This window comes from Micromonospora sp. AP08 (genome assembly GCF_008085935.1).
GTDB classification, from domain to species: domain Bacteria; phylum Actinomycetota; class Actinomycetes; order Mycobacteriales; family Micromonosporaceae; genus Micromonospora; species Micromonospora chersina.
In genome coordinates this window covers 14,254-30,504 of record NZ_VSEZ01000006.1, presented here as the reverse complement: position 1 = coordinate 30,504, position 16,251 = coordinate 14,254, and the positions used below count along the sequence as shown (strand labels likewise).

The 16,251-nt window shown below is 71.4% G+C and carries 15 protein-coding genes and 2 pseudogenes; 9 read left to right on the top strand and 8 right to left on the bottom strand.

What is annotated here, in order from left to right; all coding sequences use genetic code 11:
* Positions 1–24: 24 nt before the first annotated feature.
* Both FXF50_RS12065 and FXF50_RS12060 read right to left on the bottom strand, forming a co-directional pair.
* The gene (locus FXF50_RS12065) at positions 25–882 is read right to left on the bottom strand and encodes a hypothetical protein (RefSeq protein ID WP_187399660.1); all 858 of its coding nucleotides are present in this window, start codon (positions 880–882) and stop codon (positions 25–27) included.
* 139 nt (positions 883–1,021) lie between these two features.
* A complete protein-coding gene (locus FXF50_RS12060; protein WP_148427304.1) occupies positions 1,022–1,681 on the bottom strand; it encodes an FKBP-type peptidyl-prolyl cis-trans isomerase in 660 nt (219 codons plus the stop codon).
* Positions 1,682–1,861: 180 nt separating this feature from the next.
* Between FXF50_RS12060 and FXF50_RS12055 the strand changes: the two genes are divergently transcribed.
* On the top strand, positions 1,862–2,254 hold the full coding sequence (locus FXF50_RS12055) for a PPOX class F420-dependent oxidoreductase (RefSeq protein ID WP_148427303.1): 393 nt from the start codon (positions 1,862–1,864) through the stop codon (positions 2,252–2,254).
* A 38-nt stretch (positions 2,255–2,292) separates the two neighbouring features.
* Here FXF50_RS12055 and FXF50_RS12050 read toward each other — a convergent pair whose 3' ends face one another.
* Positions 2,293–3,330: a Ku protein gene (locus FXF50_RS12050; RefSeq protein WP_148427302.1), complete on the bottom strand. Its 1,038-nt coding sequence runs from the start codon at positions 3,328–3,330 to the stop codon at positions 2,293–2,295.
* An 84-nt stretch (positions 3,331–3,414) separates the two neighbouring features.
* Here FXF50_RS12050 and ligD (FXF50_RS12045) point away from each other — a divergent pair, with 84 nt between their 5' ends.
* From ligD (FXF50_RS12045) to FXF50_RS12030, 4 genes are all read left to right on the top strand, one after another.
* On the top strand, positions 3,415–4,353 hold the full coding sequence (ligD, locus tag FXF50_RS12045) for a non-homologous end-joining DNA ligase (protein ID WP_148427775.1): 939 nt from the start codon (positions 3,415–3,417) through the stop codon (positions 4,351–4,353).
* Positions 4,343–5,257, top strand: coding sequence for a non-homologous end-joining DNA ligase (gene ligD, locus FXF50_RS12040; RefSeq protein ID WP_148427301.1), 915 nt, complete (start codon positions 4,343–4,345; stop codon positions 5,255–5,257). Before ligD (FXF50_RS12045) ends, ligD (FXF50_RS12040) begins: the two co-directional genes overlap by 11 nt.
* 110 nt (positions 5,258–5,367) lie before the next feature.
* Positions 5,368–6,105, top strand: a complete 738-nt coding sequence (locus FXF50_RS12035; protein ID WP_148427300.1) for a TIGR03089 family protein — start codon at positions 5,368–5,370, stop codon at positions 6,103–6,105.
* Positions 6,106–6,165: 60 nt separating this feature from the next.
* Positions 6,166–7,011 carry a patatin-like phospholipase family protein gene (locus FXF50_RS12030; protein WP_148427299.1) on the top strand — a complete coding sequence of 282 codons (846 nt, stop codon included), beginning with the start codon at positions 6,166–6,168 and terminating at the stop codon, positions 7,009–7,011.
* Positions 7,012–7,051: 40 nt separating this feature from the next.
* Here FXF50_RS12030 and FXF50_RS12025 read toward each other — a convergent pair whose 3' ends face one another.
* Positions 7,052–7,492, bottom strand: a complete 441-nt coding sequence (locus tag FXF50_RS12025) for a DUF1801 domain-containing protein (protein ID WP_148427298.1) — start codon at positions 7,490–7,492, stop codon at positions 7,052–7,054.
* A gap of 99 nt (positions 7,493–7,591) precedes the next feature.
* Here FXF50_RS12025 and FXF50_RS12020 point away from each other — a divergent pair, with 99 nt between their 5' ends.
* A complete protein-coding gene (locus FXF50_RS12020) occupies positions 7,592–8,446 on the top strand; it encodes a GNAT family N-acetyltransferase (protein ID WP_148427297.1) in 855 nt (284 codons plus the stop codon).
* Positions 8,447–8,788: 342 nt separating this feature from the next.
* Here FXF50_RS12020 and FXF50_RS12015 read toward each other — a convergent pair.
* Together FXF50_RS12015 and FXF50_RS12010 are read right to left on the bottom strand one after the other, a co-directional pair.
* Positions 8,789–9,031: pseudogene (locus tag FXF50_RS12015) on the bottom strand (hypothetical protein); the annotation flags it as partial.
* A complete protein-coding gene (locus tag FXF50_RS12010; protein ID WP_255510016.1) occupies positions 9,028–9,306 on the bottom strand; it encodes a DivIVA domain-containing protein in 279 nt (92 codons plus the stop codon). The gene FXF50_RS12010 and the pseudogene FXF50_RS12015, both read right to left, overlap by 4 nt.
* Before the next feature lie 359 nt (positions 9,307–9,665).
* Between FXF50_RS12010 and FXF50_RS12005 the strand changes: the two genes are divergently transcribed.
* Complete coding sequence (locus FXF50_RS12005) at positions 9,666–9,896, top strand: winged helix-turn-helix domain-containing protein (RefSeq protein ID WP_148427295.1); 231 nt, start codon at positions 9,666–9,668, stop codon at positions 9,894–9,896.
* 223 nt (positions 9,897–10,119) lie between these two features.
* On the opposite strand, the pseudogene FXF50_RS29825 reads toward FXF50_RS12005, so the two are convergent.
* Positions 10,120–10,369, bottom strand: a pseudogene (locus tag FXF50_RS29825) (helicase); the annotation flags it as partial.
* A 206-nt stretch (positions 10,370–10,575) separates the two neighbouring features.
* On the opposite strand from FXF50_RS29825, the gene FXF50_RS11995 reads away from it, so the two are divergent.
* Positions 10,576–13,428, top strand: coding sequence for a hypothetical protein (locus FXF50_RS11995; protein ID WP_255510003.1), 2,853 nt, complete (start codon positions 10,576–10,578; stop codon positions 13,426–13,428).
* A gap of 58 nt (positions 13,429–13,486) precedes the next feature.
* On the opposite strand, the gene FXF50_RS11990 is transcribed toward FXF50_RS11995, so the two are convergent.
* Complete coding sequence (locus tag FXF50_RS11990) at positions 13,487–15,166, bottom strand: DNA repair helicase XPB (RefSeq protein ID WP_148427292.1); 1,680 nt, start codon at positions 15,164–15,166, stop codon at positions 13,487–13,489.
* A gap of 175 nt (positions 15,167–15,341) precedes the next feature.
* On the opposite strand from FXF50_RS11990, the gene FXF50_RS11985 reads away from it, so the two are divergent.
* A complete protein-coding gene (locus FXF50_RS11985; RefSeq protein ID WP_148427291.1) occupies positions 15,342–16,208 on the top strand; it encodes a L,D-transpeptidase family protein in 867 nt (288 codons plus the stop codon).
* Positions 16,209–16,251 lie beyond the last annotated feature (43 nt).

Sequence of the window (16,251 nt, the reverse complement as noted above, 5' to 3'; positions counted from 1 at the left end):
GCCGGCCGCGTGCCGGCGGGCCGCTCAGCGGGCCGGGGCCGCCGTGTCGGTCGCGACGCCGCGCTGCGCCGGCAGGCCGATCGGGGCCTTCGGCGGGATGATCGTGCGGCACCGGATGGCGATCGGGTCGAGCAGTTCGCGCAGCCGGGCCGTCCGCTCCGCGCCCAGCGTCCGCCACGGGCCCAGGGCGGCCCGGTCGGTGGCCTCCTCGACGGCCCGGAAGGTCGCGGTGCCGTGCTCGGTCGGCGCGTGGTCGGCGGTCAGCCAGCCCTGCTCGACCAGCCGCTCCTCGGCGGCGGACCACTCGTCGTCGGTCCAGCCGCGGGCCGCCTGGTGGAACTCCCGGGACTGGTCGACGCGGCACCGCCAGGCCACCACCTCGGCCGGCGCCAGGCCGGTGCCGACCAGCGCGGCCACGTGCCCGTCGCCCCGGTGCTCGCGCAGCGTGGTGGCGGCCTGCCACATCCGGGCCAGCGGGTACTCGCCCCGGGGCAGGGCGGCGTTGACCGCGCCGAGCACCCGGCCGGCCGGCTCCACGTGCCCGGCCGCCTCCTCCAGCAGGTCGGCCGCCTCGACCAGGTGCGACTCGGGCAGCTCGTAGGTGAACTCGGCGAGCGCCTGCACGGCGCCGGTGAGCCGGGCGCGCAGCGCCTCCTCCGGGGTGGCCAGCCGCCACACCGAGGGCAGCGCCCGGGCCACCATGGCGGGCGCGAAGCTGAAGAAGGCGGCCACCACGCTCGGCGCGCCGACAGCCCCCAGCGGCGCGGCCCGGCCGGCGAAGTAGCCCCGCCAGTAGCCGCGCAGCCCGACCGCCTCGTAGGCGGCGCGGGCCCGGGGGTGGAAGTAGGTCACCGCGTGGACCGGCTCGAAGTGCGTCCACATCAGCCGGGCCAGCCCGGTGTCGTCCAGCGCCGCCACGTGCACCTCCGCATCGGTGGGCAGGTCGCCGCGGGCGGGTGGACCGCCCACGGTGACCTTGAACCTACTGCCGCAGGGTGACCGTACGGAAGCCTGCTGTGAGCTACTGCGCGGCGAGCACGTCGACGACGAAGCGCAGCGGCCCGGCCGGACGCCCGCCCGACGCGTCGTTGCCGTACGCCAGATCGGCCGGAATGTCGAGCTGCACCCGGCTGCCCACCGGCACGCCCACGAGGCCCTTGTCCCAGCCGGGGATGACCTGGCCGACGCCGATCGGGAAGGTGGCCGGCTGGCCGTTGTTCCAGGACGCGTCGAACTCCTTGCCGTCCTTGTAGAACACGCCCACGTAGTTCGTGGTGATGTTCTGGCCGGCCTTGACCGCCGGGCCCTTGCCCTTGACCAGCGTGGTCACGGTGAGCTTCGTCAGCTCGCCCTTGCCCGCCTCGACGGTCGGCTTGGTCTTCAGCGCCGGGTCGATGTCGGCGGGGAACTGCTGCGCCGGCGGCGCGGTCGGCTCGGCCGAGGGGGCGGCGCTGGCCGACGCGGCGGTGCTCGCCGGCTTGTCGTCGTCGCCGCTGTTCTTCCACACGATGCCCGCGATCAGGCCGGCCACGGCGAGCACACCGACGAAGGCGCCCAGGATCGACTGCCGGCGGCGCTTCGCCTCGGCGGCCTTCTTCGCCGCCAGCTGGGCGGCCAGCCGCCGCTCCGCCTTGGTGCCCGGGCTCTGGCCCGCCGACCGGTTCTGCACGCGCTCGCTCACGTCGACTCCCTGCTGGGTGGGGTGGGTGCCCCCGGCGGGCCGCCGCCGAGGCCAGCGCACACGGTACCCGTCCGAACGCCCCCGGTGCTCCCTCGGCCAGCAGGGATTCGGACAGCCACCCCCTTGGCGGCCCTTGGGGAACAGCCGTGACGCGGGGCTCGGCAGAGTAGATTTTCGACCATGGCGATCCTCACCGAAGTAGACCTGGCCCTGCTCGCCGAGCCGCAGCTCGCCCACGTGGCGACCATCGAGGCCGACGGCACCCCGCACGTCACCCCGGTGTGGGTGGACACCGACGGCGAGCACATCATCTTCAACACCACCAAGGGTCGGCAGAAGTACCTCAACATCACCCGCAACCCGGTGGTCGCGGTCTCCGTCGTGGACAAGGCCGACGACTTCCGCACCCTCTGGGTCAAGGGCACCGCGGAGCTGGTCACCGAGGGGGCGGACGAGCACATCGACCGGATGGCGCAGAAGTACCTGGGGCAGGAGACCTACCCGTTCCGCCAGCCGGGCGAGGAACGGGTGATCGTCCGCGTCACCCCCACCGAGAAGCTCGGCCGGGGCTGAACCACCGCCGCCGAGGGGCCGGTGTCCGGCCCTCGACGTCAGGCGGTCTTGCGGGGGGCCGCCTTCTTCTCAGCGGCCTTCTTGGCCGGGGCCTTCTTCGCCGCGGTCTTCTTGGCGGCGGTCTTCTTGGCCGGCTCGGCCTTCTTCTCCGCCGCCTTCTTCGCGGGCGCCTTCTTCGCCGGTGCCTTCTTCTCGGCCGCCTTCTTGGCCGGCGCCTTGGTGGCCTTGGCCGCCTTCTGGGCCGAGCGCGCCGCCGAGATCGGGGTCGGCTCGGCCGCCCCGCCCTCCGGCGCCTCGCCCCGGGCCGCCCGGGCCCGGTCGACCGACGCCTTGAGGGCGGCCATCAGGTCCACGGCGGCGGCCGGCGCGGCCTCTTCCTCCTCCGGCTGGACCACCTCGCGGCCCTCGATCTTGGCGTCGATGACCTCCTGCAACGCCGCCCGGTAGTCGTCGGTGAAGGCGTCCGGCTCGAACTCGCCGGCCATCGAGTCGATCAGCGAACTGGCCATCGCCAGCTCCGGGGGCCGCACCTTCAGATCCTCGTCGAGGAAGCCGAAGTCGGGCTGGCGCACCTCGTCCGGCCAGAGCATGGTGTTGAGCAGCAGCACGCCCTCGCGGACGCGAAGGGTGGCGAGCTGCTCCCGCTGGCGCAGCGCCACCTTCACGATCGCCACCCGCTCGGAGTCGGCGAGCGCGTCGCGCAGCAGCACGTACGGCTTGGTGGCCGAGCCCTCCGGCTCCAGGAAGTACGCCTTGTTGTAGAGGATCGGGTCGACCTGCTCGGCCGGCACGAACTCCAGCACGTCGATGGCGTGCGAGGTGGTCAGTGGCAGCTCGGCGAAGTCCTCGTCGGTGAGGATGACCATCTCGCCGCCGCCGATGTCGTAGCCCTTGGCGATGTCGTCGTAGGTCACCTCCTCGCCGCAGACCGAGCAGGTGCGCTTGTAGCGGATGCGGCCGCCGTCGTCGCGGTGCACCTGATGGAAGCGGATGTCCTTCTCCTCGGTGGCCGAGTAGACCTTCACCCCGATCGACACTAGGCCGAACGACACCGCTCCCTTCCAGATCGCCCGCATGACGCGCTCCTCTCCCGGTTCTGACCAGAATCGCAAATGATCGAACGGGACGCACGCGCTTCCGTGCGCAACTACAGTCATGAGGTGCCCGGCGCGCCGTTGAAGCCGATGCTCGCGATGACCGGGCAGCTCCCGGCCGGCGACGGCTGGGCGTACGAGTTCAAGTGGGACGGGGTCCGCGCGCTCGCCGACATCAGCCGCGGCCACCAGCACCTGTACGCCCGCTCCGGCGTCGAGATCACCACCGCGTACCCCGAGTTGATCCCCCTGGCCGAGCAGGTCGACGACGCCCTGCTGGACGGCGAGGTGGTCCTCTTCACCGACGGCCAGCCCTCGTTCACGGCCCTGGCCGAGCGGATGCACGTCCGCAACGCGGCCAAGGCCGCACGGCTCGCGGCGACCGTGCCCGTCACGTACATGATCTTCGACGTGCTGCGGCTGCGCGGCGAGGACCTGACCGGCCGGCCCTACCGGCAGCGGCGCGAGATCCTGGAGTACCTCGGGCTCGGCGCTGCCCGGTGGGCGGTGCCCCCGGTCTTCGGCGACGGCCCGGCCACCTACGCGGCGGCCGGCGAGCACGGCCTGGAGGGGGTGATGGCCAAGCGGGTCGACGCCCTCTACCGGCCCGGGGTGCGCTCGCCGGACTGGGTGAAGGTCAAGCTGGAGGTGACCGGCGACTTCGTGGTCGGCGGCTGGCGGCCCGGGGCGCGGAAGATCGGCGGCCTGCTCATCGGGGTGCCCCGGCCGGACGGGCGGCTCACCTACCGGGGCCGGGTGGGCGGCGGGATCGGCGCGGCGCTCGAACGCGAACTGCTGCGTGAACTGGAGCCGCTGCGCACCACCGCGTCGCCGTTCGCCGGGGACGTGCCGCGCGAGGATGCCCGCGGCGCGAACTGGGTAACTCCTCAGGTCGTGGTGGAGGTCAAGTACGGCCAGCGCACCCCCGACGGCCGGCTGCGCTTTCCCCGGATCCTGCGCCTGCGCCCCGACAAGCCGGCCGAGGAGGTCGACGATGCCAGCTGAGCGCCTGAAGGTGGACGTGGAGGGCCGTTCGCTGGAATTGTCCAACCTGGACAAGGTCCTCTACCCGAAGGCCGGCTTCACCAAGGGCGAGGTGATCGACTACTACACCCGGATCGCCCCGGTGCTGCTGCCGCACCTCCAGGACCGGCCACTGACCCGGATCCGCTTCCCCAACGGCGTCGACGGCGGCTCGTTCTTCGAGAAGAACGCCCCCGCCGCCACCCCCGCCTGGGTACGCACCGAGAACCTGCCCGCCCCCGGGTCGAGCAAGGGGCGGGAGACCATCGACTACGTGGTGGCCGACGACCTGCCCACCCTGGTCTGGCTGGCCAACCTCGCGGCGCTGGAGCTGCACACGCCGCAGTGGAAGATCGGCGAGCACCCGGACATGATGGTGGTCGACCTGGACCCGGGCGCCCCGGCCGCGCTGAAGCAGTGCTGCCAGGTGGCGCTGCTCATGCGGGACCGGCTCGCCGAGGACGGCATCGACAGCTACCCGAAGACGTCGGGGAAGAAGGGCATGCAGCTCTGCTGCCCGATCGCCGGCACCCAGGACGCCGATCTCGTCTCCGACTACGCCAAGCGGATCGCGCAGGAACTGGAGAAGGCGCACCCGAAGCTGATCGTCTCGAAGATGGCGAAGAATCTGCGCCCCGGGAAGGTCTTCATCGACTGGAGCCAGAACAACGCGGCCAAGACGACCGTGGCGCCGTACTCGCTGCGGGCCCAGGACGTGCCCTCGGTCTCCACCCCGCTGACCTGGGACGAGGTCGAGGCCGGCGCGGCCGGCAAGCGCCCGTCGACGAAGCCGTACACCGCCCCCGAGGTGCTCAAGCGGGTGGAGAAGCAGGGCGACCTGCTGGCCCCGCTGCTCGACGGCGGCCCGGAGCTACCGCTCCGCTGACCGCCACGTCGCCTTCCAGGCCGCGGGAGGAACACGCGCGGCGGTTGGCCCTCCTGGTGGACCGGTTCGCCCCGCTAGGGTGAGCTGACCGCCAGGGAGGAGCGCACTCGATGGCCGACCACGCACCCGTCGCCGTAGCGACCCACGAGCCGCTGCTCAGCTACCTCGACGACGCGACCGGCGAGCGCACCGATCTGACCGCCCAGCAGTTGGGCGCGTGGGCGGCCCGCAGCGCCGGGCTGCTGCGGGACGGCTGCGGGCTGCGCCCCGGCGACCGGGTGGCCGTGCTGCTGCCGCCGCACTGGCGTACCGCGGCCGTTCTCATCGGGGCCTGGTCGGTCGGGCTGTCGGTCTCGTTCCGGCCCCGGGCCCTGGCCGGGCTGCCGGTCCTCGAACCCGGTGCCGACCTGCCGTACGACGCGGTGTTCGTCACCCCGGAACGGCTCGACGACTGGCTGGAGGACGTGCCCGAGGGCACGCACCGCTACCTCGTCGGCACCGGCCCCGGCCCGTTGGACGAGGTGCCGCCCGGTTGGTTGGACTGGTCCCCGGAGGTGCTCCGGCATTCCGAGATCGCACCCGACCTGGGCGCTCTCCGCCCGTCCGACCCGGCCAGCCCGGACGGCACCAGCTACGGCGAGTGGGGCGCGGTGGCCCGGGAGTACGCCAAGCAGCTCGACCTGCGCGCCGGCGACCGACTGCTGGTCGACGCGGCCGAACACGAGCAGCCGCTGAAGTGGCTGCTCGCCCCGCTCGCGGCCGGGGCGTCCGTGGTCCTCTGCGCCAACCTGGACCGGTCGCGGCTCGACGCCCACGTCACGGCGGAGCAGGCCACCCGGGTTCTCTGAGGCGACCGTCACGATCGGCGGGAACCACCGCGCCCCGCCCGCTGTGCAAGGCTGCTGATCATGACGAACGCACTCGTACTCGCCGGTGGCGGCGTGGCCGGGATTGCCTGGGAGTTGGGCGTCCTGCGCGGCCTCGCCGACGCCGATCCCACCCTCGCCGACCGGATCCTCGCCGCCGACCTGATCGTCGGCACCTCCGCCGGCTCCGCGGTCGCCGCCCAGATCACCAGCGGCGTCGCGCTCGACGACCTGTACGCGGCCCAGCTCCGCCCCGAGACGGCCGAGGTCGAGGTCGACGTCAACATGGAGAAGCTGTTCGCCGAGTACGCCGCCGTGCTGACCGGCGCGACCGGGCCGCAGGACGCCCGCCGCCGGCTCGGCGGGATCGCCCTCGCCGCGCGGACCGTCGACCCGGCCGTCCGGCTCGCCGCGATCGACGCCCGGCTCCCCGTGAAGCAGTGGCCCGACCGGCGACTGCTGCTGCCCGCCGTCGACGCCGAGACCGGCGACGAGGCCATCTTCACCCGCGAGTCCGGTGTGACGCTGCGCGACGCCGTCGCCGCCAGCTGCGCCGTACCCGGCATCTGGCCGCCGGTCGTGATCGGCGACCGCCGTTACGTCGACGGCGGAGTGCGCTCCATGACCAACGCCGACCTGGCCGCCGGCGCCGACCGCGTGCTGGTCATCCAGCCGACCCTCGCGGACACGCCGCAGCCGTGGGGCGACCTCGACGCCGAGATCGCCGCGCTCGGTCCGGCCACCGTCCACGTGATCAGCGCCGACCAGGCGTCCGTCGATGCGTTCGGCACCAACTCGCTGTCACCCGCGACCCGCGCGGCGTCCGCCCGCGCCGGACGGGCCGTCGGCACCGCGCACGCCGCCGCCGTCGCGGCCGTCTGGGACTGACGCGTTCGTGCCGGAGGTCGCGGCCTGATCCTCGGGCCGGTCAGCCTTGGCTGGCCCGGTCGACGCCCCTGTGCACGCGGACCGTGCGGTCGACCAGCTCGCGCAGGGCACTCTCGTCGACGTCGTCGAGCCGCTTCAGGTAGAGGCAGCCCTTGCCGGTCTTGTGCGGGCCGAGCCGGGCCAGCACCGACGGGTAGCGCTCCTCGTAGCCGCCCACCAGGTAGACGACAAGCTGCTGCTTGCGGGGCGAGAAGCCGACCAGCGGCCAGTCGCCCGTGCGCCCGCTGGCGTAGGTGTAGCGGTAGGCGCCGAAGCCCACGATGCTCGGCCCCCACATCACCGGCGGCTCGCCGGTGACCTCGCGCAGCAGCGCGCAGAGGCGCTCGGCATCGGCCCGCCGGCGGTCGTCCGGCACGGCCGCCAGGAAGTCGTCGACGCTGGCGTCGGTCGGCACGGTCACCGGCTGCTTCGAGGTCGCCATGTGCTGATGCTCCCAGGTGAGTACGACAGCGAATCCGGTTGACACCGGTCCCGGGCGCGGGGCCTACTGCCCAGCGGCGATTGTCATCGGGGGTGGGAAGTGGACGGGCTCATCTGGAAGGAGTTCGGCGAGGAGCACCTCGTTGAGCTGACCCGGCTGGCCGAGGCTTGCCTCGCCGTCGACGGCGGGTTGCCGCTGTTCGCCCGTACCCCGTTGTTGCGGGCGCGGCTGCTCCAGACGCGTACCCTCGGCGCCTGGCACGACGGCGGCCTGGTCGCGGCCGTGGGGGTCGGCCTCGGCGGACAGCCCGCCACCGGCACCGGCCTGGTGCATCCGGACTGGCGGGGGCGGGATCTCGGCGGGCGGCTGCTGAGCTGGGCCGGTGAGCAGGCCGGTGACGCCGACCTGCTGGTGACCACCGAGTCGTGGAGCCCGGGCGCGGACGCGCTGTTCACGGCGCGCGGCTTCGAGCGGACGTTCATGGAGTGGGTGCAGCGGCACGACCTCTGCTCTCTTCCTGTTGTCGCTCGTCCCGATGGCGTGACCACCGAGCCGGTGACGCTCGGCCCGGAGCTGTTCTCGACCTACTGGGCGTCGTTCGTCGACAGGCCCGGCTTCGGTTCGCCCACGGCCGAGGAGTGGCTGGGTGAGCTGGGGGAGGACGACGAGTACCGGGCGGACCTGTCGCTCATCGCTCGTGGGCCTGACGGTGCCGCCGTGGGGTTCGTCAACGTCATCGACAACTGGATCGACCAGGTGGGCGTCGTGCCGGGGTGGCGGGGGCTGCGGGTCGGGGCGTATCTGGTGGCTGGTGCGTTGCGGGGTCTGGCTGCGGACGGGGCGCGGGAGGTGTGGCTCTGCGTCAACGACAACAACCCGGCTGCCGGGCTGTACCGGCGGCTCGGGTTCGAGGACTTTGGCCGGCGGGCTCGCTACCTGCGCCGCCGTTCGTAGGCTTGGGCGCGCTCGGCCTTCGTGGAGGCCGAGCGCGCTGTCTTCACCGGGCGGTCCGGTGTGTGGGCTTACTGGAAGAGCCGGCCGGGCCGGGTCGCCTTCCCCTTGTTGACCAGGGAGTCTCCCCGTCTACGGCGCACCTGGATGCTCTTTGTCGCCCTTTTGATCGGGGTGAGAATTCTGTCCTTCATCGCGTGCCTCTCTTCTCTTCGGAGATGGCGCTTCCGCGGCAGGGCGTCTCCCGACCTGCCTCCAGTGCGCGTACCCGGTGGGGCGGCCGCCATTCCGCCGGCGCTGGCTGCGGCGTCGGGCGCAGGGCGAGGTGTGGTCGACCGGCAGGGCGCGTCGGGCGCAGGGCGAGGTGTGGTCGACCGGCAGGGCGCATCGGCCGCCGCCGGGTAGTGGGCGGTCGCAGAAGACCCAATGGCGTACGCACTGCTGGTCCTCGGCCGAGACGGTGACGCCGCCGGGCTCTACGCGGGCGCTGAGTTGGGCGAGGAGGCGGGCGGCGGTGCGGGCGAAGATGCGGGCGCGGTGCAGGTCGGGGGCGGTGACGGGGAGGTGGATCACCCAGCGGTCGGTCATCGGTAGCGGCGGTTCGCCGATTGGGTGCTCTGCCAGGAGCGCAGGGCGTTCTTGATGCGGGCGTTCTTCTCCTGGACCGCTCGCAGCGCGGTCTGGGCGACGGTGAGTTCGTCGGCGACTTGGTGGAGGAAGGTGCGGATCTCGACGGGGTCGAGGCCGCGGCGGCCGACGTTGAAGCAGCGCTCTCGGATCTGCCAGGGGCGGAGTGGCTGGCGTCTGTTCGTTTGTGCGATTGGTTGTCTCTCGTCGCGTCGGCTCGCCAGCCGACGGATCAGGTTGCGCACGGGGACCGCCCTTCGTCGGGTCGCGTCGAAGTGTGGTGGGGGCGGGCTCCGCCGGTTGCGGTCGGCGGAGGCCGCCCTGCCCTGCGGCCTGTTCGGGGGTACGGCAGCAGGGAGCTTGCATTCAGTGTTGGGGTGCTGGCACAGCCGACGAACCAAGTCAGCCGTGCCAGCGGCGGTGGATGCCCAACCGGGAGGGCCGGTTGCCTACCAGGCGATCCAGTGCCGGGCTTCCGGGGCTCAACATACAATGCAAAGCATGCAAAGAACAAGAGCCGAACATGCTAAGCACGCGAAGTCTTGGCTGCCGAGGTGGCGGCGTGGGAGGATCTTGGGGCCTACCAGGAGTTGCCATGCCCCGAATCCCAGACCGTCAACGCATTGCTCAGGACATCCGCGACAAGATCAGCTCGGGCGAGTACGGCCCGGGTTTCAAGCTGCCTTCGCTGCGCGAGATGTCCGCGCACTACGGCGTCTCCGCCGAACCGGTCCGGTCAGCTCTGCTGATCCTGCAGGCTGAGGGCTTGGTCGAGGGTCATCAAGGCAAAGGCGTATATGTGACCGGGGATTCCTTCGGCAGCTGACTAGATCGCCGACCGTGTGTGCTGCAAGTGGTGCCAGATGCGAGAGAGTTCAATCAGGACTCACTCAGCATCCACCCGAAAGGACTGACGCCGGTTCAAGCCTCATGGGGGACCAGTTTGAGTCGCGGGCAACGATGAGGCGCAGATTCGGCTCGATCTAGGCGAGCTTCTTCCGTGCGGTGGCCACCATCCGGTAGCGCTCCTCGGCCTCCGCGGTCACCTACGCCAGCCGCTCCGCTCGGTCAGCGTCACCCGTACCTCGTTGCACTCGGTACCCGTACCTTGTTGCACTCGGCCGGCGGGATCGAGCGCTGCGACTCGATGTCCTTCCACGGCGCGTCGTACCGCTTCGCGCCGATCAGGCTGCACACGTCGCCCTCGCGTACCAATGTGACGGTGAGGCGAACCGGCGGTGGGTCTAGAGGTCTGCGGTGATCCGGAAGATCGGCACGGGGCAGCAGGTGAACCACGTCGAGGTCACGGTGTGCCGTACCAGCCGACGGTAGGCCGGTTGGTGGGTCGTAGACGACCCGAATCGCGTAGGCGCCGCGTAGCCGTGCCTCGATACGCTGCGGCCACTCGATGGCGACGCGCGCCATCGTCAACGGGGGGAAGGGGCATCGTCGTGCGCGCACGAAGATTGCTTGCCGCGTCACTCGGCATAGTGCTCGGTGCCGGCATGGTCAGCATCAACACCACTCCGGCTCAGGCGTACGAGTGGCGGGACGTGGGCAAGTCCGGCTGGGCCTACACGGATTCTCAGCAGCCGAACAAGTCGTTCGTCAACCCCTCCGGAGACGCGCCGATCGGCTCCTGGACGGACGCGGCGGGCGCCAAGCACAAGTCCCGGTCCTACTTCACCTTCGACGTCTCGCGGTTCCGTGCGGCCGTCATCCACAAGGCGGACCTGGTCATCGCGGAGCGGTCGGCGGCGGACTGCGCGACGGCCCAGCCGGTCGAGCTCTGGCGCACCGATCCCATCAAGGCGACCACGAGCTGGGAGTCGGCGCCGCGCCAGCGTGAGCTGCTCGGCACCGTCCAGGCCGGCGGGGAGGCGGCCTGCCCGGGCTATCTGGTCTGGGACATCATGCCCGCCCTGCAGAAGCTGGCGGATGAGAACAGCCAGACGCTGACCGTCGAGATCCGGGTGCCGCACGGCTACGAGGGCAAGCTCTCCCACGGCCGGAAGCTCCGCCCGTTCCCGGTCATCCACACCGAGTCGAACCACCCGCCGACGGTGGGGCAGATCGGTCTGGAGTTCCCCTCCTGGGCCTGCGGGACCCAGGAGAAGCCGCAGCCCGTGGGGCCGCGCTACTACAGCCTGATGGTCAAGGGCGCGGACGCGGACACCAACGACTACAACTACAACGGGCAGTTCGCCGCCTGGCCGCTCGGCCACGAGGACCAGCGTGCCGAGCAGTTCGGGTCGAGTTACGGGGGCGCCCTGTCGAAGGTCAACTGGGACATGTCGCAGTACCCGGACGGCACGGTGGTGGCCTGGACCGCCCGCGCCTACGACGGTCACGACTTCTCGGCGTGGGCCAAGCCGTGCTACGTGAAGGTGGACGCGCAGCGGCCGGCCGCCCCTGTGATCACCTCGACGAAGTACCCGAACGATGGCGAGCCGCACGGCGGCTCCGGCGTTCCGGGGACGTTCACGTTCAAGGCGAACGGGTCGCCCGACGTGGTCGGCTACTACTGGGGGCGCTACGGCGAGACGTACAACTACATTCCCGCGCCCGCACCCGGTGCGGACGTCACCCTCGAGTACACCCCGACCTCGTTCTCCGAGTCGTTGAGCGTGCGCAGCGTGGACAGCGCCTCGAACTCCTCCGAGACGACCGAGTACCGGTTCTTCGTGAAGTCCACGGCACCGCAGGTGCGGGTGACGGTGGGCGGTGTGGGGCTGCCCAGCAAGCTGGCCATCTCCACCAACGTCGAGGGGGTCACCGAGTTCGGCTACCGGATCGGTGACGGCGACGAGGTCCGGGTGCCGGCGGACGCCGACGGCACGGCCGAGGTCCCGGTGGTGTTCACCCAGGCGGGCACTATCAAGGTCCAGGTACGCAGCTACGTCGGGAGCGAGTTCGTCGGCGGGCACACCGAGGACGTGTCGGTACGCGACACGCCGACCGTGGAGTCGGCCGACTTCGCCTTCCCGGACCACGACGGGGTGGTGGACCGCCCCGGCAGCTTCACCTTCCGGCCCGGCCGCAGCGGTGTGGTGGCGTACGAGTACGCGTTCCTGTACGACGAGATGCGGCGCATCGACGCGGCGGCGGACGGCACCGCGGAGCTGCGGTGGACGCCGACGGAGCCGGGCTGGTACGCGCTGAACGTGCGCAGCATCAGCGCCGACGGCACCGTCTCCGAGGTCGAGCAGTACCAGTTCAACGTCATCGACACCAAGCCGACGGTCTACTCCAGCACCTACTACGAGTACGGCGCGTGGGGCGGCGTGGGCATTCCCGGCGAGTTCAACTTCGACACCGCGATGCCGGACGTGGACGCCTACCTCTACCGCCTCAACGACGGGCCCGAGCAGACCGTGGACCCGGAGTACAGCTGGGCCCGGGTGACGCTGGCCCCGGACCGCTCCGGCAGCAACACGCTGACGGTGCGTACCCGGTTCCTGGACGGGACCTTCTCGCCGACGCGGACGTACACGTTCGAGGTCAGCGACGCGCCGGTGGTGACGTCCAGCGACTACCCCGAGAACGGCGAGGGTGGCCAGCCCGGCCAGGCCGGCCGGTTCACGTTCAGCCCGGGCCGCCCCGACGTGACGGAGTACCGCTACACGTTGGAGTACAGCGGCGAGGAGCAGGTGGTGGCCGCCGGCGCGGACGGTAAGGCCACGGTCGAGATCACGCCGACGCACTCCGGGTACACGCTGTTGACGGTCACCAGCCGGGCGGCCGACGGCACGGTCAGCCCGGAGCGCCGGTACTACTTCCGGGTCCGCGACCCGCGGGTGAACGTGAGCAGCGCGTACGACGAGTACACCCCGCGTGGCGGGATCGGCGCGGTCGGCCGGTTCGGGGTCTACACCGAGATCAGCGAGGTGACCACCTTCGAGTACCAGCTCAACGGTGGCGCCTGGCAGAGCGTGCCGAAGACGCCCGACGCGCTGGTCACCGACATCTCGGTGACCATGGACCGCAATGGCGCGAACGTCTTCTCGGTGCGGGGCCGCACCGCGGCGGGCGAGTACACGCCGCAGACGGACTACCCGTTCCTGGTCGGCACGGCGCCACAGGTCACGTCGAGCACCTACCCGGCCGGCCAGTGGTCCGGTGGCGTGGGCGTGCCGGGTGAGTTCACCTTCACCCAGGGCAGCCCGGGCGTGGTGGAGTTCGAGTACACCGTCGACGACGGGCAGCCGGTGACGGTGGCGGCGAACGCCGCCGGGGTTGCCACGGTGACCTACACGCCGACCTCGGTCAGCTCGCACACCATGACGGTGCGCGGACGGACCGCCGACGGGGTGTGGACCGACACGACGAGCTACTACTTCCTGGTCGACTTCTCCTGACCCGGAGACACGGTGGGCCGCCCCGGACGGGGCGGCCCACCGTGCTACGCGGGGCAGCTCAGTCGATGGTCGGTAGCTTCGGCCCGAGGACATCGTCGGCGTCCACGATGGTGTACGCGTACCCCTGCTCGGCCAGGAACCGCTGCCGGTGGGCCGCGTACTCCGTGTCGATCGTGTCCCGCGACACCACCGTGTAGAAGTGCGCCTGCCGCCCGTCGGCCTTCGGCCGCAGCACCCGCCCCAACCGCTGCGCCTCCTCCTGCCGCGACCCGAAGGTCCCCGACACCTGAATGGCGACAGCAGCTTCCGGCAGGTCGATGGAGAAGTTCCCGACCTTGGAAATCACCAGAGTCTTAACCTCCCCGGACCGGAAGGCGTCGAACAGCCGCTCCCGCTCCTTGTTGGTCGTCGACCCCTGCACGATCGGCGCGTCGAGATACTCCCCGAGCTGGTGCAACTGATCGATGTACCCACCAATGACGAGCACCTGCTCGTCGGGATGCCGCTCAACCAACGCCCGCACCACCGGAAGCTTCGTCCGCGCGGTAGCCGCCATCCGGTACCGTTCCTCGGCCTCGGCCGTCGCGTACGCCAGCCGCTCCGCGTCGGTCAGCGTCACCCGGACCTCGGTGCACTCGGCCGGCGCGATCCAGCCCTGCGACTCGATGTCCTTCCAGGGCGCGTCGTACCGCTTCGGGCCGATGAGGCTGAACACGTCGCCCTCGCGGCCGTCCTCGCGTACCAGCGTCGCCGTGAGGCCGAGCCGGCGGCGGGCCTGGAGGTCCGCGGTGAAGCGGAAGATCGGCGCGGGCAGCAGGTGCACCTCGTCGTAGACGACCAGGCCCCAGTCGCGGGCGCCGAACAGGTCGAGGTGGGTGAACACGCCCTTCTTGCGGGAGGTGAGCACCTGGTACGTGGCGATGGTGACCGGGCGGATCTCCTTGCGCTCGCCCGAGTACTCGCCGATCTCGTCCTCGGTGAGCGAGGTGCGGGCGATCAGCTCGCGCTTCCACTGGCGGCCGGCGACCGTGTTGGTGACCAGGATGAGCGTGGTGGCCTTGGCCTCGGCCATGGCCGCCGCCCCGACGAGGGTCTTGCCGGCGCCGCAGGGGAGGACCACCACGCCGGAGCCGCCGGCCCAGAACGCCTCGACGGCCTCCCGCTGGTACGACCGCAGCGTCCACGGCTTGCCGCCGTCCTTGCCGGACTCGGCCAGCTCGATGGGGTGCGCCTCGCCGTCGACGTAGCCGGCCAGGTCCTCGGCGGGCCAGCCGAGCTTGAGCAGCGCCTGCTTGAGCCGGCCGCGCTCGGAGGGGTGCACCTGGATGGTGTCGTCGTCGAGCTTCGGGCCGAGCATGCCGGCGAGCTTCTTGCTCTTGGCGACCTCGATGAGGACCACCCGGTCGAGCGCGCGGAGGACCAGGCCGTGCGCCGGGTCGTTGGCGAGTTGGAGCCGGCCGTAGCGGTCCATGGTCTCGGCCACGTCGACCAGGAGCGCGTGCGGCACCGGGTAGCGGGAGTACTTGATCAGCGTGTCCACCACGCCCTCGGCGTCGTGGCCGGCGGCCCGGGCGTTCCACAGCCCCAGCGGGGTGAGCCGGTAGGTGTGGACGTGCTCGGGGGAGCGCTCCAGCTCGGCGAAGGGCGCGATCGCCATCCGGCACGCCTGGGCGTCGGGGTGGTCGATCTCCAGCAGCAGGGTCTTGTCCGACTGCACGATCAGTGGTCCACCGCTCACGCCAGCGTCCTCTCCAAGAGCCGGAAATTCTCGCCCGCACGGCGGCTGACCTGCCGAAGGCGGACCATCCAGTGTTGCACGCGAATGGGTGTCCGGAAAAAGACTCACTGGACAGGCAACGTCACACTCCTCCCGTACGTCTAGCAAGCGGGACAACTGTCCAGGGGGAGGGCCCATGAAGCGTGTCCGGATCACCACCCGGGTCGTCTGCCTGGCAGCGGTCGTGCTGGTCGGCGTCGGTGCGTGCGCGCACGATCCGCAGGGCGACGGATCCGGGGCGGCCGCCCCGGCCCCCGTCGGCGTGACGGAGGAGGCATCGGGGGCGAGCGCGCCGCCCACGCCGGAGCAGCCGACCGCGTCCCCGTCGGCGCAGCCGAGCCGGACGGCCGCGCCGAAACCCTCCCGCAGCACCACCCCGAAGCCGGCCACGCCGAAGCCGTCGAAGTCCGCCGGGTGCCCGCAGGGGGAGCACCAGAAGGCGGTGGAGACGTACCTGACGCGGCTGGGCGGCTTCGGGACGCTGACCGTGGACGGCAAGCAGTCCGCCGGCGACTGCGCCGCGATCAAGAAGTTCCAGATCCGGTACGGGATCAGCCCGGCCGCCGGTCGCGCCGGCGCCACCACGTACGACGTGGCGAAGCGGCTGGCCGACACCGACACCAGCCGTTGCCGCGCCGGCTCCGGCCTCACCTTCTGCGTCGACCTGACCCGGCAGACCGTCTTCGCGATGCGCGGCGGCAAGGTGGTCATGGGCCCGACGGTGACCCGTACCGGCATGGCCGGCTACGCCACCCCGACCGGCACCTACTCGGTCGGTGGGAAGAACATGCGGGAGTGGTCCAACCCGTACAAGGTGTGGCTGCCCTACTGGCAGCGGTTCAACGGGGGGATCGGCTTCCACGAGACCACGACCTACCTGCACAACCCCTGGATCGGCTCGCACGGCTGCGTGAACCTGCTGCACCGCGACGCGGTCCGCCTCTGGGAGCTGGGCTCGGTCGGCACCCGGGTGGTCGTCTTCGGCCACCGCGCCGGCACCTGAGCATCACCGTCCCGCCCGGATCAGGGTTTTATCCCCTGTCCGG

Bases quoted from the DNA above. Each gene is read 5' to 3' on its own strand.
- FXF50_RS12025 (WP_148427298.1), bottom strand. From the start codon at position 7,492: ATGGCGACCTCGAAGCAGCCGGTGACCGTGCCGACCGACGCCAGCGTC.
- FXF50_RS12055 (WP_148427303.1), top strand. From the start codon at position 1,862: ATGGCGATCCTCACCGAAGTAGACCTGGCCCTGCTCGCCGAGCCGCAG.
- FXF50_RS11995 (WP_255510003.1), top strand. From the start codon at position 10,576: ATGGTCAGCATCAACACCACTCCGGCTCAGGCGTACGAGTGGCGGGAC.
- FXF50_RS12050 (WP_148427302.1), bottom strand. From the start codon at position 3,330: ATGCGGGCGATCTGGAAGGGAGCGGTGTCGTTCGGCCTAGTGTCGATC.
- FXF50_RS12065 (WP_187399660.1), bottom strand. From the start codon at position 882: ATGTGGACGCACTTCGAGCCGGTCCACGCGGTGACCTACTTCCACCCC.
- ligD (WP_148427301.1), top strand. From the start codon at position 4,343: ATGCCAGCTGAGCGCCTGAAGGTGGACGTGGAGGGCCGTTCGCTGGAA.
- FXF50_RS11985 (WP_148427291.1), top strand. From the start codon at position 15,342: ATGAAGCGTGTCCGGATCACCACCCGGGTCGTCTGCCTGGCAGCGGTC.
- FXF50_RS12035 (WP_148427300.1), top strand. From the start codon at position 5,368: ATGGCCGACCACGCACCCGTCGCCGTAGCGACCCACGAGCCGCTGCTC.
- FXF50_RS12005 (WP_148427295.1), top strand. From the start codon at position 9,666: ATGCCCCGAATCCCAGACCGTCAACGCATTGCTCAGGACATCCGCGAC.
- FXF50_RS12030 (WP_148427299.1), top strand. From the start codon at position 6,166: ATGACGAACGCACTCGTACTCGCCGGTGGCGGCGTGGCCGGGATTGCC.